Source organism: Martelella mediterranea (assembly GCF_021021415.1).
Lineage (GTDB): Bacteria > Pseudomonadota > Alphaproteobacteria > Rhizobiales > Rhizobiaceae > Martelella > Martelella mediterranea_C.
Window position 1 is genome coordinate 195,383 of the sequence record NZ_JAINWJ010000008.1, and the last position, 15,461, is coordinate 210,843.

Annotated in this window: 13 protein-coding genes and 1 tRNA gene; 5 read left to right on the forward strand and 9 right to left on the reverse strand. The window is 62.9% G+C overall.

Annotated features, from left to right (window positions below; genetic code table 11):
* The first annotated feature begins 28 nt into the window (after positions 1–28).
* Together K7H91_RS06545 and K7H91_RS06550 are read left to right on the forward strand one after the other, a co-directional pair.
* Positions 29–1,201 (forward strand): DNA recombination protein RmuC, encoded by a 1,173-nt coding sequence (locus tag K7H91_RS06545; RefSeq protein ID WP_230719393.1) that lies wholly within the window; start codon positions 29–31, stop codon positions 1,199–1,201.
* A 175-nt stretch (positions 1,202–1,376) separates the two neighbouring features.
* Positions 1,377–2,276 (forward strand): ribokinase, encoded by a 900-nt coding sequence (locus tag K7H91_RS06550; RefSeq protein ID WP_230719394.1) that lies wholly within the window; start codon positions 1,377–1,379, stop codon positions 2,274–2,276.
* 467 nt (positions 2,277–2,743) lie between these two features.
* On the opposite strand, the gene mmsB is transcribed toward K7H91_RS06550, so the two are convergent.
* From mmsB to chvE (K7H91_RS06570), 4 genes are all read right to left on the reverse strand, one after another.
* On the reverse strand, positions 2,744–3,940 hold the full coding sequence (gene mmsB / locus K7H91_RS06555; protein WP_230719395.1) for a multiple monosaccharide ABC transporter permease: 1,197 nt from the start codon (positions 3,938–3,940) through the stop codon (positions 2,744–2,746).
* A 7-nt stretch (positions 3,941–3,947) separates the two neighbouring features.
* Entirely contained in the window at positions 3,948–5,468 is a 1,521-nt protein-coding gene (gene mmsA / locus K7H91_RS06560; RefSeq protein ID WP_230719396.1) for a multiple monosaccharide ABC transporter ATP-binding protein, read from the reverse strand.
* A gap of 140 nt (positions 5,469–5,608) precedes the next feature.
* Complete coding sequence (gene chvE, locus K7H91_RS06565) at positions 5,609–6,682, reverse strand: multiple monosaccharide ABC transporter substrate-binding protein (RefSeq protein ID WP_230719397.1); 1,074 nt, start codon at positions 6,680–6,682, stop codon at positions 5,609–5,611.
* A 159-nt stretch (positions 6,683–6,841) separates the two neighbouring features.
* The gene (chvE, locus tag K7H91_RS06570) at positions 6,842–7,912 is read right to left on the reverse strand and encodes a multiple monosaccharide ABC transporter substrate-binding protein (protein WP_230719398.1); all 1,071 of its coding nucleotides are present in this window, start codon (positions 7,910–7,912) and stop codon (positions 6,842–6,844) included.
* Between the two features lie 412 nt (positions 7,913–8,324).
* Here chvE (K7H91_RS06570) and K7H91_RS06575 point away from each other — a divergent pair.
* Positions 8,325–8,401, forward strand: a tRNA-Arg gene (locus tag K7H91_RS06575).
* Between the two features lie 44 nt (positions 8,402–8,445).
* Here the strand turns inward: K7H91_RS06575 and K7H91_RS06580 are convergent.
* Entirely contained in the window at positions 8,446–9,282 is an 837-nt protein-coding gene (locus K7H91_RS06580; protein ID WP_230719399.1) for a hypothetical protein, read from the reverse strand.
* A gap of 115 nt (positions 9,283–9,397) precedes the next feature.
* Here K7H91_RS06580 and K7H91_RS06585 point away from each other — a divergent pair, with 115 nt between their 5' ends.
* On the forward strand, positions 9,398–9,871 hold the full coding sequence (locus tag K7H91_RS06585) for a VOC family protein (RefSeq protein ID WP_230719400.1): 474 nt from the start codon (positions 9,398–9,400) through the stop codon (positions 9,869–9,871).
* 36 nt (positions 9,872–9,907) lie between these two features.
* Here K7H91_RS06585 and K7H91_RS06590 read toward each other — a convergent pair whose 3' ends face one another.
* Genes K7H91_RS06590 through K7H91_RS06605 form a run of 4 tightly spaced genes read right to left on the reverse strand, consistent with a single transcriptional unit; the run spans position 9,908 to position 14,235 of the window.
* Positions 9,908–11,416, reverse strand: coding sequence for an AMP-binding protein (locus K7H91_RS06590; protein WP_230719401.1), 1,509 nt, complete (start codon positions 11,414–11,416; stop codon positions 9,908–9,910).
* Positions 11,413–12,570 carry a thiolase domain-containing protein gene (locus tag K7H91_RS06595; protein WP_230719402.1) on the reverse strand — a complete coding sequence of 386 codons (1,158 nt, stop codon included), beginning with the start codon at positions 12,568–12,570 and terminating at the stop codon, positions 11,413–11,415. Before K7H91_RS06595 ends, K7H91_RS06590 begins: the two co-directional genes overlap by 4 nt.
* Position 12,571: 1 nt before the next feature.
* Positions 12,572–13,540, reverse strand: coding sequence for a fumarylacetoacetate hydrolase family protein (locus tag K7H91_RS06600; protein ID WP_230719403.1), 969 nt, complete (start codon positions 13,538–13,540; stop codon positions 12,572–12,574).
* A gap of 26 nt (positions 13,541–13,566) precedes the next feature.
* Positions 13,567–14,235, reverse strand: a complete 669-nt coding sequence (locus K7H91_RS06605; RefSeq protein WP_230719404.1) for a TetR/AcrR family transcriptional regulator — start codon at positions 14,233–14,235, stop codon at positions 13,567–13,569.
* Between the two features lie 113 nt (positions 14,236–14,348).
* Here K7H91_RS06605 and K7H91_RS06610 point away from each other — a divergent pair, with 113 nt between their 5' ends.
* Positions 14,349–15,422: a C4-dicarboxylate TRAP transporter substrate-binding protein gene (locus tag K7H91_RS06610; protein WP_230719405.1), complete on the forward strand. Its 1,074-nt coding sequence runs from the start codon at positions 14,349–14,351 to the stop codon at positions 15,420–15,422.
* The last annotated feature ends 39 nt before the right edge of the window (positions 15,423–15,461 follow it).

Genomic DNA, 15,461 nt, shown 5'->3' on the forward strand with positions numbered 1-15,461 from the left:
TTAGGCTCACCACAAGAGAGGTGATGTGATGGATGCAGTGATGGCCCGACTGGCGGCGGCGGATCCGGCGATGCTTGGCATGGCCAGCGCGCTTTGCATTCTGATTGCAGCTGTCGTCATTCTCATAACCCGTCGCGGCGGGGGGCGGCAGGACACGGGCCTCGAACGCGAGTTGCAGCAACTGGTACAGGCGCAGAGCGAGATGCAGGGCCGCATGGCGACGATGGCGGAACTGTTCGGCAGCCGCCAGTCGGAGCTGAATGCCGCGCTCGGATCCCGCCTGGACGGGCTTTCGCAGCGGATCGGCACCACGCTGCACCAGCAGCACCAGACCACCCACGAGAACCTCAGGCGCTTGCAGGAACGTCTCGCCGTCATCGACGCGGCGCAGAACAACATCCAGTCGCTGGCCAAGGACGTGGTCGGCCTGCAGGCAATCCTTTCCAACAAGCAGACCCGCGGCGCATTCGGTCAGGGGCGTATGGAGGCGATCATCGCCGATGCTCTGCCCGCCGGCAGCTACCGGTTCCAGGCGACGCTGTCGAACGGGACCCGCCCGGACTGCGTGGTCGACATGCCGAATGGCGCGCCGCCCCTGATCATCGACGCCAAGTTTCCGCTCGAATCCTGGAACGCGATGCGCGCGGCGGAAAGCGACGAGGCAACGCGCGCCGCCAGCCAGCGTTTCCGCCGCGATCTCGAAACCCATCTCCGCGATATCGCCGGCAAATATCTGCTGCCCGGAGAAACCCAGGATACGGCCTTCCTGTTCGTGCCCTCCGAATCGATTTTCGCCGATATCCATGAGCATTACGAAGCGGTCGTCCAGCGCGCCCATGCCATGCGCGTGGTGATCGTCTCGCCGACGCTGCTGCTGTTGTCGATCCAGGTCGTGCAGGCGGTGATGAAGGACCAGCGGATGCGCGAACAGGCGCATCTGATACAGGGCGAGGTCGCCCACCTTCTGGCGGACCTGACGCGCCTCAACGAGCGCGTGGCAAAGCTGGAAAGCCATTTCAACCAGGCCCGCCAGGATGTCGAGACCATCCGGATATCGACGGGCAAGATCGCCCAGCGCGGCGAGCGGATCGCGACGCTGGAATTCGAGACCGGTCGAAAGGAGGCCGAGCCGTCCTCCACCCTTGATGAGGGACAGCAGGGGCTAGGCCGCATGAAACTGCGCGTCGTCGACGAGGACTGATTGCCATCGCCGCTTGCGCGCAATAAAAGCGCAAGGGAATGCATTGGCGGCCGGTTTCGCGATCGGCTGACTGGATGCGATGTTTGAGTGTGCTGGATCGGCGGGGCGTGGAAGACGGTCTCGTCCGCCGGCGGAAGGCTTCGCGTAGACCAGCGAGGCTGACGGGAGTAATGCCATGATCACGGTTTTCGGTTCCATCAATATGGACCTCATCGCCACCACGCCGCGCCTGCCGAAGCCGGGCGAAACTGTGGCCGGCACATCCTTTGCCACGGCTCAAGGCGGCAAGGGTGCAAACCAGGCGCTTGCCGCGCGTCGCGCCGGCTCCGCCGTCGCCATGGCGGGCGCCGTTGGCACTGATGAGTTCGCCTCCGCCGCAACCGCCCTTCTTGCTGAGGCCGGCGTCGACCTTTCAGCCGTGAAAACCACCGATGGCCCCACTGGCACGGCGATGATCCTTGTCGGCGGCGACGGGGAAAATGTCATCGTCATCAACGCCGCCGCCAATGGCGAGGTGACCGAGGCGGACGCCGAGGCCGCCGTTAACGCAATGGCGGCGGGCGACACGCTGGTGCTGCAGCTCGAAATTCCGGCCAATGCCATCCGCACCGCGCTCAAGAGCGCCCGCGAAAAAGGCATCCGCACGATCCTCAACACCGCGCCGCTGACGCCGGAAGCGGCCGAGCTCGGCGCACTCGCCGATATCGTGATAGCCAACGAGACCGAATTCGAACGGCTTGTCGGGGCCGAAGAGCTTGGCAGCGAAGGGCGGATCGCCATGCTGAAAACCCGCCATGACGAAACCGGCCAGACCATCGTCATCACGCTCGGGGCCGAGGGCGTCGTCGCCATGCATGAAGGCGACTTCCACCGCATCGACGCTCTGAAGATCGACCCGGTCGACACCGTCGGCGCCGGCGACACCTTCTGCGGCTATTTCGCAAGCGGGCTCGATCAGGGGCTGCCATTCGCGGAAGCCGCGCACCGCGCCGCCGTCGCCGGCGCGCTCGCCTGCCTCAAGCCCGGCGCCCAGCCGTCGATCCCGGAAAAGGCCGCGGTCGACGCGCGGGCCTGAAATCATCGGCCCCTGGCATTACGCCATCCATTTCCCGGAGATCATCGGGCGGTTCATACCAACCGCCCGATGATCCGGCGGCGCGAGGCATTTTGACCTTGCTGGACGGCGGAAATGCAAATCCGCATTCGTCTTTCAGGTAGACGCCCGGCGCCAGCGCCCTATTTCAAAAGGAGGTTGCGCTTGTCGGTCGCTGCCGCTCGGCATGCGCGCAAGAAGCCGAATATTGGTGCGCTGGACCCCAATTGTTAAATTTTTTACTTTTCTTTTGATCCATTTTGCGAGATGACGCGTTAATGCCCTATCCAGACGCGCCAAGGTGCCGGCTCGTCCGGCAGTCTGGAAAAAGGGGGTGCGCCCCGTGCCCCGGCACATCATCCCCCGATGTGCCGGGGTTTTTTCGTGTCGGGGTCACGTATGGCGAGCGAAGCGGCAGGGCTATGCCGCCCTGCCTTTCCTGTGGGAATTCAGGCCTTGTTCTTGTTGTAGACGTCGAAGACGACGGCGGCGAGCAGCACCAGGCCCTTGATCACCTGCTGGTAATCGATGCCGATGCCCATGATCGACATGCCGTTATTCATGATGCCCATGATGAAGGCGCCGACCACAGCGCCGACGATCTTGCCGACTCCGCCCGACATCGATGCACCGCCGATGAACACCGCCGCGATCACATCAAGCTCGAAACCGTTGCCGGCCTTGGGCGTGGCGATGTTGAGGCGGGCGGCGAACACCAGGCCGGCGAGAGCGGCCAGCATGCCCATGTTCACGAACACGATGAAGTTCAGCCGCTTGGTGTTGATGCCTGAAAGAGCTGCCGCCTTCTCGTTGCCGCCGATCGCATAGACCCTGCGTCCAAACGTCGTGCTTTCGGTGATGAATGTGTAGATCACCGTCAGGATCGCCATCGAGATCAGCACGTTCGGCAGGCCGCGGAACGAGGCGAGCTTCCACGACACGAACACAAGCACGCCGGCGACGATGATGTTGCGACCCAGGAAGAAGGACAGCGGCTCATCCTCGATGCCATAGGCGACGTTGCGCACCCGTGACCGCCAGGCGAGATAGACGATCGCGGCGGCTGCGATGATGCCGGCCACAAGCGCCGTCATGTTGGGCCGCCCGACCCCGAAGAGATCCGGCACGAAGCCGGTCGACAGCAGCTGGAAGGAGCCGGGAAACGGTCCGACCGACTGGCCGTTGAGGAGCCAGAGCGACAAGCCACGGAAGATCAGCATGCCGGCAAGCGTGACAATAAAGGATGGTATGCGCCAGTAGGCAACCCAATATCCCTGCCACGCTCCGATCAGCATGCCGGCAAAGATACAGGCCACGAAGGCGACGACGACCGGCACCTGCCAGTGGACGATCATCACTGCGGCAAGCGCGCCGATGAAGCCCACGATCGAGCCCACCGACAGGTCGATATGCCCCGCAACGATGACCATCAGCATACCCAGCGCCATGATGATCACATAGGAGTTCTGAAGGAACAGGTTGGTGATGTTGACCGGCCGCATCAGCACGCCGTCGGTGACGACTTGGAAAAATGCGATGATGACGATCAGGGCGAGCAGGATGCCGTAGTCGCGCATCCTGAGTGTCAGATAGGAGCGGATCGAGGGCTTGTGCTCGTCTGCGGTGGTTTCCTCAGGTGTATTCATCGCTTTCTCATTTCCTGACAATGAAGGACATGATGCGTTCCTGGCTCGCCTCTGCGGCGCTCAGTTCGCCCACCAATGCCCCCTCGTTCATGATATAGATGCGGTCGCACATGCCGAGCAGTTCCGGCATTTCCGACGAGATCATCACGACGCCCCGGCCTTCTGCGGCGAGTTCGTTCATGAGCGTATAGATCTCGTATTTGGCGCCGACATCGATGCCGCGCGTCGGCTCATCCAGAATCAGCACGTCGGGCTGGGTGAACAGCCATTTCGACAGCACCACCTTCTGCTGGTTGCCGCCCGAAAGGTTGACAACGCGCTGGGCCACCGTCGGCGTACGGATATTCATGGCCTTGCGGTAATGCTCGGAGGTCTTGGTCTCCTCGGCGGTGTTCAGCACGCCGTATCTGGATACCCCGCCAAGATGGGCGAGCGTCACATTCCGTGTGATCGGCTCGTCCAGGATCAGCCCCAGTCCCTTGCGGTCTTCAGTCACGTAGGCGAGCCCCGCATGGATGGCCCTCGGCACGGTGGACACATCCACCTTGTTGCCGCCGAGCCAGACCTCGCCGGAGATATTGCGGCCATAGCTGTGGCCGAAAATGCTCATGGCGAGCTCGGTGCGTCCTGCCCCCATCACGCCGGCAATGCCGACGATCTCGCCGGCGCGTACGTTGAAGGCGACATTCTTGATCACCTTGCGGTCGGCCTGTTCGGGGTGCCAGACGGTCCAGTCCTTCACCGCCATCAGCTCCTCGCCGAACTTGCGCTCGCGGTCGGGATAGCGGTTCTCCATGGTCCGGCCGACCATGGCCTGGATGATCCGGGCTTCGCTCACGTCCTCGGCGGCGCAATCGATATCGGCGACCGACGAACCATCGCGCAGCACCGTGATGTTGTCGGCGACCTGCTCGACCTCGTTCAGCTTGTGCGAGATCAGGATCGAGGTAATGCCCTGTTTCTTCAGATCCAGAAGCAGCTTGAGAAGCTTGGCGCTGTCGGATTCCGAAAGCGCGGCCGTCGGCTCGTCGAGAATGAGAAGGCGGACATCCTTGGACAGCGCCTTCGCGATTTCGACAAGCTGCTGCTTGCCAACGCCGATCTTCTCCACCAGCGTCGCCGGAGGGTCCTTCAGCCCCACTTTCCGGAGCAGTTTTTCGGTGCGATCGAAGGTCTCCGGCCAGTCGATCACGCCGGCCCGCGACACCTCGTTGCCGAGGAAGATATTCTCGGCAATCGACAATTGCGGCACCAGCGCCAGCTCCTGGTGGATGATGATGACGCCCTTCTTTTCGCTGTCGGCAATGCCGGAAAAGGTCGCCAGTTCACCGGCATAGTAGATTTCGCCCTCATAGGAGCCGTGGGGATAGACCCCGGAAAGCACTTTCATCAGCGTGGATTTGCCCGCGCCGTTCTCGCCGACCAGCGCGTGGATCTCGCCTTCCTCGACCTTCAGATCGACGTCGCTCAACGCCTTCACGCCGGGAAAGGTCTTCGTGATCTTTCGCATTTCGAGCAATGTTGTCATGACACCTGTCACCGTTTGGCACCGGATCGCGCCTCAAGCGCCACCCATTCCTTCGACGCGTTACAAGCCCCTGGGGCTCGCGTGCGTCAGCCCGCCGCCGGAAATGCCGGCGACGGGCCCATTGAACTGGCCTCAGACGGTCAATTCTCGATCTGCTGCATGGTGTAATAGCCGCTGTCATCGACCAGGATCTGCTTCCAGTTGTCCTGGGTTACGATCACCGGCTCCAGCAGGTAGGACGGCACGTCCTTCTCGCCGTTATTGTAGGTGCTGGTGTCGTTGACTTCAGGTTCCTTGCCCTCGCCGATGGCTTCCACCATGCCGACTGTGACGCCGGCGAGCTTGCGGGTATCCTTGAAGATCGAGGAATACTGGTCGCCGTCGATGATCGCCTTGACGTTGGGCAGGTTGGAATCCTGGCCGGTGATGATCGGCATCTTCATGTCGCCCGAGCCATACCCGATGCCCTTCAGTGACGAGATGGAGCCCATGGCAAGGTCGTCATTGGAGGCGTAGACGCCGTGCAGCGGCTTGTCGGTGTAATAGGCCGAAAGCAGGTTATCCATGCGCGCCTGGGCGGCGGCGTTCGACCAGTTCAGCGTGCCGATCTTGTCCATGCCCATCTGGCCCGACGGGATCACGATATCGCCGGAATCGATCAGCGGCTGGAGCACGGACATCGCGCCGTCATAGAAGAAATAGGCGTTGTTATCGTCCGGCGAGCCGCCGAAGAGCTCGACATTCCAGGGTTTGGTGTCGGGGAAGCGCTCCTTCAGCCCCTCAACCAGGCTGTTGCCCTGCAAGACGCCGACCTTGTAGTTGTCGAAGGTCGCGTAATAGTCGACATCGGGCGTGTTGAGGATCAGCCGGTCATAGGCGATCACCGGAATGCCGGCGGCGCCCGCATTGGCGAGCGGACCGGTGAGCGAGCCGCCATCAATCGCCGCGATCACCAGAACGGTGACGCCCTTGGTGATCATGTTCTCGATCTGCGACAACTGCTGGGGAATTTCGTTCTCGGCATATTGCAGGTCGGTCTTGTAGCCGGCCGCCTCGAACTGCTCGACCATGGACGCGCCATCCTTGTTCCAGCGGTCAAGGCCCTTGGTCGGCATGGCGATGCCGACATAGCCCTTGTCGGCGGCGATCGCCGGCGCGGCGACAGCCATTGCCGCGACAGAGGCGGCTGCGAAAATGGAGATAATCTTTTTCATGTCTCTCTCCCGTTGAAGGCCGATATGGCCCATTTCCATGAAGGCGCCTCTGCACCCAGCCGCAGCCGGAGATATTTGAGGCACGTAAGTCAAAACAGAACGAGGAAAAATCCTTCGCACCGGAAAGGGCGGGCGCCGCAACGCCCGCCCTCGTGGTGATTACTTGAGCTGGTCAAGAGTATAGTAGCCGCTCTGGTCGACCAGGATTTCCTCCCAGTTGGAGGCGTCGATCGAGACCGGCGACAGCAGGTAGGACGGAACCACCTTAACGCCGTTGTCATAGGTCTCGGTGTCGTTAATTTCCGGCTCGCCGCCCTGAAGAAGGGCATCCACCATGCCGACGGTCACGCGGGCAAGCTCGCGCGTATCCTTGAACACCGTCGAATACTGCTCATCGGCGATGATCGACTTGACCGAGGGTATTTCGGCATCCTGGCCGGTCACGATCGGCATCTGCTGGTCGCCGGTGCCATAGCCCACGCCCTTCAGCGAGGACAGGATGCCGATCGACAGGCCATCATAGGGCGACAGTACGCCATGGACCTGCTTGTCGGTGTAGTTGGCGGACAGAAGGTTGTCCATGCGGGCCTGCGCCTCCGCGCCGTCCCAGCGCAGCGTGCCAACCTGGTTCATGCCCATCTGGCCCGACGGGATCACGATATCGCCGGAGTCGATCAGCGGCTGCAGCACCGACATCGCGCCGTCATAGAAGAAGTAGGCGTTGTTATCGTCCGGCGAACCGCCAAACAGCTCGACATTCCAGGGCTTGGTGTCGGGAAAGCGCTGTTCCAGGCCATCGACCAGGCTTTCGGCCTGCAGCACGCCGACCTGGAAATTGTCGAAGGTGGCGTAATAGTCGACATCCGGGCTTTCGCGGATCAGCCGGTCATAGGCGACCACCGGGATGCCGGAGGCGGCGGCATTCGCCAGCGCGTTGGAAAGCGTAGTGCCGTCGATCGAGGCGATCACCAGCGCATCGACGCCCTTGGTGATCATGTTTTCGATCTGAGACAGCTGGTTGGGAATATTGTCCTCTGCATATTGCAGATCGGTGGCGTAGCCCGCCTCCTGGAACTGCTCGACCATGGACTCCCCGTCCGAAATCCAGCGCGCCGAGGATTTGGTCGGCATCGCGATCCCGATCGTGCCCTTGTCCTGCGCAAAGCTCGGCACGGCAAACGACGCAACCGTCACTGCCGCAACGGCAAATGCGGAAACTAACAATTTCATATCTCTCTCCCAATTCGCGAATATCTGTTCGCTCCGCGCCTCGGCCGGCGTGCCGGCGCTCAGGTCCTCCCCTTCGCAACCCGTGCGGTTGCAAAACGCAGATCGCGCCGCAAGGGTGTTATCAGAACGACGTCAGTGTCAAATTGAGATCAACGAAGCTGATATACCAATTCTGCTATATTTGCGGTCGGCACATTATCTAAGCCGTTGAATTTCCAGCCCGCCCGGCTGCGCGAAAACGAGACCGAAGCGGAGGCGCCTTATCCTTTGGTCTAACAGGCGCCGACACCAGGCCCTCCCTCCCCCGCGCAACCTCGATCGGCATCGTTTTTGACATCGCGCGATTTTTGCGATTGATGCCGCCCGCAAGCTGGGTTAAACAGTCCGCGCAGGCGACTAACGCCTGCCCGAAGCGCCCGTAGCTCAGCTGGATAGAGTGTTGGATTCCGATTCCAAAGGTCACAGGTTCGAATCCTGTCGGGCGCGCCATTTTTCTTTTGTTCGAATAGTTCGCTCGACGCGGTCAGCGGTCCTCAGAAATCCTCGTATTTGAAGATCACGGTCTCAAGGCCGGGCGTGATCTCGGCATAGGCGCAGGCATCATCGTCCAGTTCCGCGACCCATTGGTGGCCGATATAGGTTTCCATGTCGATCGACTGGCCGGGGACGAGACGGGCGTAAGGCTGCCGTTTGCCGTCAAAATCGATCCAGTAGAGATCGAACGGGAAATCGAGCGAGCGGTCGGCGGTGAACCGGATCTTGCGCGTCGCGCCGGTGGTTTCCGTGGCGATGCCGCCGAGACAGGCTTCGACCGAGGGCACATAGACGGTCTCGTCGTCCGCGGCGGCCGGCATCGCGCCGGTGGAGGGCGACGCGCCCTGCCGGTCGAGACATTCCCGGATCTTCAGCACAGCGGCGGTGGAGCCGGAAAGGTTGAAGCGAAGCGGTTTTTCATCGTTGATCGCGACCGTCAGCGAAGCCGCCTGCATCAGGAATCCGATCTCGTCACGCGTCAGATGGGACACCGCGTGTCCGCCCTCGAAGCCGAACTGCGAGTCGATATCGCGGTCGTCAAAGGAAATCAGCGCGCCGTCATAGCGGTCCGCATCGCCGCGCCCCGTCGGCACGACGAGTTGCCAGTTATCCTGATAATTTTCGAGCACCAGCGGCCCGGAAGGCTCGGTCTTCACAGCGCCGCAACCCAGAAAACCCGACATCGAATGATCGATGGCATAAACCCGCCAGCCCTTGACCTCGCCATAGGGCACGATCGCGTGTTCCTCGCGATAATCCAGCCAGTTCGACCATGCCGCGCCGGCCTGGAAAACAATCGTCAGAATGAAGAGAATACGAAAAATACCGGCCTGCATGTCGCTGTCCCCCGCGCCACCGAACTTCGTCAACAGCAGTATTGCCATGGGGCTTGCATTTCGGCAATCTCCCAATAGGTTGATATCAACCTATTTAAATACGGGAGGAAGAACATTGCACAAGAACACGATCTGCATCTGGTATGACACGGACGCCGAGGCGGCCGCGCGGTTTTATGCTGAGGTGTTTCCCGACAGCGCGGTGACGCGGGTCAACCGGGCCCCGGGCGACTATCCCTCCGGCAAGAAGGGCGACGTGCTCACCGTCGAGTTCACCGTCTGCGGCATTCCCTGTCTCGGGCTCAATGGCGGTCCGGCCTTCAGCCACAGCGAGGCCTTTTCGTTTCAGATTTCGACAGAGGACCAGGCGGAGACCGATCGCTACTGGAACGCGATCGTGGGCAATGGCGGCGAGGAGAGCGCCTGCGGCTGGTGCAAGGACAGATGGGGCCTCTCCTGGCAAATCACGCCCCGGACCCTAATGGAGGCGCTGGCGGCAGGCGGCGATGAGGCAAAGCGGGCTTTCGAGGCCATGATGCAGATGCACAAGATCGACGTCGCGGCGATCGATGCGGCCCGCAAGGGCTGATCGGGTCGCACCGCCAGGAGACCTAGACAGCCCTGATCAGCCCAGCTCGCTCTCGCGCAGACGCAACTCGGTTTTCAGAACCTTGCCATAGGCATTCTTCGGCAGGGACTCGAGGAAACGATAGGCCTTCGGGCGCTTGAAGCGGGCGATCGAGGCGAGGCAGTGGGCGTCGAGTTCGGCCGCGCTCAAGGCAGCGCCCGGCGCGGTCACCACGAAGGCCACGACATCCTCGCCCCATTCGGCGGAGGGGCGGCCGATCACTGCGACCTCGTCAACGGCGGGGTGGGTCAGAAGCGCCTCCTCGACCTCGCGCGGATAGATATTGGTGCCGCCGGAGATGATCACGTCCTTGGAGCGGTCATGCATGGTGACGTAGCCATCGGCCGACATCGCGCCGCGATCCCCGGTTCTGAGCCAGCCATCGGCAAGGGCCTCGGCGCTCGCCTCCGGCGCGTTCCAGTAGCCGGGCATGACGAGCGCGCCCTGCACCGCGATCTCGCCGATCTCATCCGGTTCGGCGGGCGTGCCGTCGTCGCGCAGGATATTCACCGTCACCGCCGACTGCGCCCGCCCGACAGAGGCAATCCGCATCGGCCAGTCGGGATGATCCCGGTCGGCGATCTCGGCGCGCGACAGAGCGGTGATGCCCATCGGGCATTCGCCTTGGCCATAAATCTGCACGAATTTCGGGCCGAAATGATCAAGCGCCGCCTCGATATCGGCGCGGTACATCGGCCCGCCGCCATAGACCACGGTGCGCAACCCCTCCCCTCTGCTGCCGGATGCCCGGGCGGCATGGGTGAGCCGGTGAACCATGGTCGGGGCGAGAAACGCGCTGACGGAGCCGTGGGCAGCGGCGATCGCCAGAAATTCATCGGCATCATAGCCGCCCGAGGGCGGGCAGATATGGCCCGCGCCGCGCAGCACGTGTACCAGCGCGTAGAGGCCCGCGCCATGGCTCATCGGCGCGGCGTAAAGCGCCACATCCCTTTCCGTCACCTCATCGACATCGGCGAGATAGCTGAGCGACATGTCGGCGAGCATGGCGTGGGTTATGATCACGCCCTTGGGCCTGCCGGTGGTGCCGGACGTGTAGAACAGCCAGGCCAGTTCGCGCGGTCCGCGCTCCTCCGTTGTCATCGGCTGCATCTGTGTAGCGCGGGCGAATGTCTCGCCCGGCGCGATCAGTATCGCCGGGGCCTCGATACCCGCAGCGAGGCTTTCGGAAACCAGCGCCAGCCGCGCGCCGGAATGTTCGATGATCCAGTTGGCCTCCTTCGGATGCAGCTTGGCGTTGACCGGCACCACGGCCGCCCCCGCCTTCCAGATGCCGAACAGAGCGATCAGATATTCCGGGCTGTTCTTCATGAACAGCACGACCCGATCGCCCAGAACAACGCCTGCCTCCTCTACGAGCCAGCGCGCGAAGCCGCCGGCGCGCGCGTTGAACGCGGCGTAATCGGCCACCATTTCCGAGCCCAGCAGCAAGGCGGGCGCTGCGGGCCAGCGCTTGGACGCGCGATCGAGCCAGTGGGCGATATTCATGTCGCCGCCGCCTCAAGCACCGAGGCATAATTGGCGACGCCGGAACCGCCCATGTTGAAGACCAGCGCGCGCTCGGCGCCGGCGCGCTGCATGCCGCCCGCCTCGCCCAGAACCTGCCGGGCGGCGATGACATGCATCGAAACGCCGGTGGCGCCGACCGGGTGGCCCTTGGCCTTCAACCCGCCGGAAAGATTGACCGGCAGAATGCCGTCCGGCGCGACCCAGCCTTCTTCGATCGCCCGGTGACCCTCGCCCGGTGCGGCAAGCCCCATCGCCTCGTAGACCATCAGTTCGGCGATTGTGAAGCAGTCATGCACCTCCGCCACATCGATATCGGCAATGCCGAGCCCTGCCGCCTCAAGCGCCTGCCGGATCGCGATCGTCGCCCCGGTGAGTTCCGTCGACGATCTGCGCGACATCGGCAGAAAATCGCTGACCTGGGAGCGCGCCCGGATGGCAACCGCCCGCGCCGCTCCTCGCGCCGCCTCGTCGCGGGTGACCACGAGCGCGGCCGCGCCATCGGAAATCAGCGAGCAATCGGTGACCTTCAACGGATCGGCGATCATCGGGTTGCGCTCGGACACCTGCCGGCAGAAATCGAAATCGAGCGGCTTGTGCATCTGCGCCAGCGGGTTCGCCATGGCATTGGCGTGGTTCTTGACCGCGATGCGGGCAAGCGCATCGGTCCTGTCGCCATATTGGGCGGCATAGGCCCTGGCGAAGCGGGCGAAGATTTCGGGGAAGGAGACGCCGGCCTCCTCCCGCTGGTCGGACGCACCGGCGAGCCCGGCGGTCACCTCCGGCGTGGTCAGATGGGTCATCTTCTCCACGCCGATCACCAGCGCCGCATCCACCCTGCCCGCCTCGACCGCATCGATGGCGCCCCAGAGCGCCGCCGAGCCGGAGGCGCAGGCGTTTTCAAGCCGGGTCGCGGGCGTGAAGCGCAGGTCAGGATCGATGTCGAGCGCCAGCGAGGAGGCGAAGGCATCGCCGACCATGCCGGAGTTGAAGTGTCCGAGCCAGATGCCGCCGATCTCGGCGGCGGCAACGCCGGAATGCTCCAGCGCCTCCCGCCCGGCGGCAACCACGAGTTCGGGCAGCGTTTCGGCAAGCCTTCCAAAGGGCGTATGCCCCCAACCGATGATGCGCGCCATCTCAGTCGACCTTGACCAGCCTGTTGCGAAGGATGCCGATGCCCTCGACCTCGAGCTCGACGACATCGCCCGGCGACAGGAAGCGCATATGCTCCAGCCCGCAGCCATTGCCGACCGTGCCGGAGCCGAGGAACTCGCCGGGCCTCAGCGTTTCGGAGGCCGAGACATGTTCGATCACCTGTTCGAAGCTCCAGAACATCGTGCCGGTATTGCCGCGACCCCATTCCTCGCCATTGACGCGGCAGATCATGGTTTTGTCATAGGGGTTGCCGAATTCATCCGCCGTCACCAGGCACGGGCCCATCGGGTTGGCGGTGTCGAAATCCTTGCCCTTGGCGGGGCCGAGCTGACCGCCCATTTCGGCGGTCTGGGCATCGCGGGCGGTGAAATCGTTGAAGATCGTGTAGCCGAAGATATAGGGACGGGCGTCGGCGGCCTTGATGTCCTTGGCGGTCTTGCCGATGTAGATCCCGAACTCCAGCTCGAAATCCATGAATTTGGAATAGCGCGGCCAGATCACATCGGTTTCGTGACCGACGACGGAGAAGCGATTGGCCTTGTAGTAGATCGGCTGCTCGTAAAAGGTTTCCGGCACCGAGAGAATGCCCTTGCGGGCCATCTCCGCCTCCGCCTCTTCCGGATTATCGAACTGCCGGGCGCGTAGCTTGCGGGCCTGCTGGAAGGCCTGTTTCAGGTGGGTCTCGAAGCACAGGCAGTCGCGCATCTGGATCGGCGGTTCGATCGGCGCCATCAGCCTGACGGCGCTCCGCTCCAGCATATGGCCGTTCGCGGCAGAGGCTTCCGCCTGCCGGGCGCGTTCGAGTGTCGCGTCACCGCCCTCGATCAGCGCCTGGATCGAGGCGATGGCCCCGTCGGTGGCGGCGGCGAGATCGAGAATGCGTTCGCCATCGCCGAGAAGCACGCCGGGACGGCCGACGCCGTCGCCGCGATCATAAGTCACCAGTTTCATTGCATTTCCTCCCAAGAAAACATGATTTAGCTATTGGCTGTCTGGCTCCGGTCGCGGTGTTTGAGACCGGCGGTCAGCATCGCGACGATGTGGGTGGCCGCCGCAGCGGTATCGGCCGAGTCCGCGGTGCCTCCGGAAAGGCGGGCCATGCGGCCATTGTCCATCATCACGATCATCATCGCGCCGAGCATGGTCTGGTAGGCCCAGTTCACCTCGGCCCTTGTCCAGTCCGGAAAACATTCCGCAAGCGCGTCGAGCATCATCTCGGCGACCGGATCGAAGGTTTCGCGGAAAATCCCACGCCCCTCCGAACTCGGATCGGAAAGCTCGCGGGCGAGGATACGGCCGAATGCGCCGTCATTGGCGTTATCGCGCAGGCCGAACATCGGCACGATCAGCGCCTTGACCACGAGTTCCACCCGCTTGTCCCAATCCGGCTCCGACCGGGCCAGTTGAAGCCCGACCACGCGCTGGCCGCGGATTGCCGGCGATCGGGTTTCGAAAATGGCGCGGTAAAGCCCTTCCTTGGAGCCGAAATGATAGTTGATCAGCGCCACCGGCACATCGGCGCGAGCGGCGATCTTGCGCACCGTCGTCGCGTCATAGCCGTATTTGCCGAACACGGCCTCGCCGGCCGAAAGGATTTTCTCTTTCGACGTCGCACCCTGTTTTTCTTGGTTTTTTGGCTCGTTCACGCTGCTTTCCCGTCCTGAATTGAACAAACAATAAAAAAGGTTGAACAGTTGTTCAAGTCCTATTATCCTTTTTTGTGGAGGCACCGGCAACGGTGACAATCAGGGAGGATTTCATGAACCGAATTATCACCAGACTTGCGCTTTCAGGCGGCGTCGCGCTCGCCGCGCTCTCGCCGGCGATGGCCCAGGAGACGCTGCGTCTCACCATTGCGTCCGGCCACCCGGAGGTATTCCTCTGGGTCAAGCACATGCACGAGACCTTCATTCCCACGGTCAATGCGGCGCTCGCCGAAAAGGGCGACCTGCAGATCGAATGGACCGAGGCCTATGGCGGCACGCTGATGAAGCTCGGCTCGGAAGCGGAGGCGCTTGAGACCGGCATTGCCGATGTCGCGATGGCATCCGGGGTGTTCGATCCCGCCGGCATGGGCATCCTCAATATCACCTACGCCATGCCCTTCGGCCCGATCGATCCCGAGATGGTCACCTCGGCGGTCGAAGACGCGCTTTACGGCACCGAGGGCCTGATCGACCAGCTCACGGATGAAACCGGCGTCGTCTATATCGGCGGCGGCGTGGCGATCGACGGCTATAATATTGCCGCCAAGCGCCCGATCCGGACCCGCGCGGACATGGACGGCATGCGCATCGGCGGCGCCGGGCCCAACCTTGCCTGGCTGAATTCCACCGGCGCGGTCGGCGTCCAGGGCAGCTACGTCACCTTCTACAACGACATCTCGACCGGCGTTTATGACGGCAATATCGGCTGGATGACGGCCAATGTTCCGGCCCGCATCTACGAGGTCGCGCCCTACTGGAACCGCACCGATTTCGGCGCGATGTATATCGGCGGGCTCGGCGTCGCCGAACGGGTCTGGGACGAATTCTCCGACGACACCAAGGACGCCTTCCGCAAGGGCGCGGAAGCCTATTCCGAGGCCTTCTTCGCGGAGCAGTCGGCAAAATACGCGGCGAACGAAAAGACCATGCTCGAGGGCGGCGGCGAGGAGATCAAGATGGAGCCCGCCGAACGCCAGGCCTGGATCGATGGCATGGACAACCCGGTGACGGCATGGCGCGAGGCGGCGCTGGCCCGCGGCGAGCCGGTGGACGAGATGCTCGAAATCTACCGCGACACGCTGGCCGAAGACGGCTTCACCTTCCCGCGTGACTATCTCGCCGAATAATCCGGCACGGCCCGGCATGCATTGCCGGGCCCGTCCAAA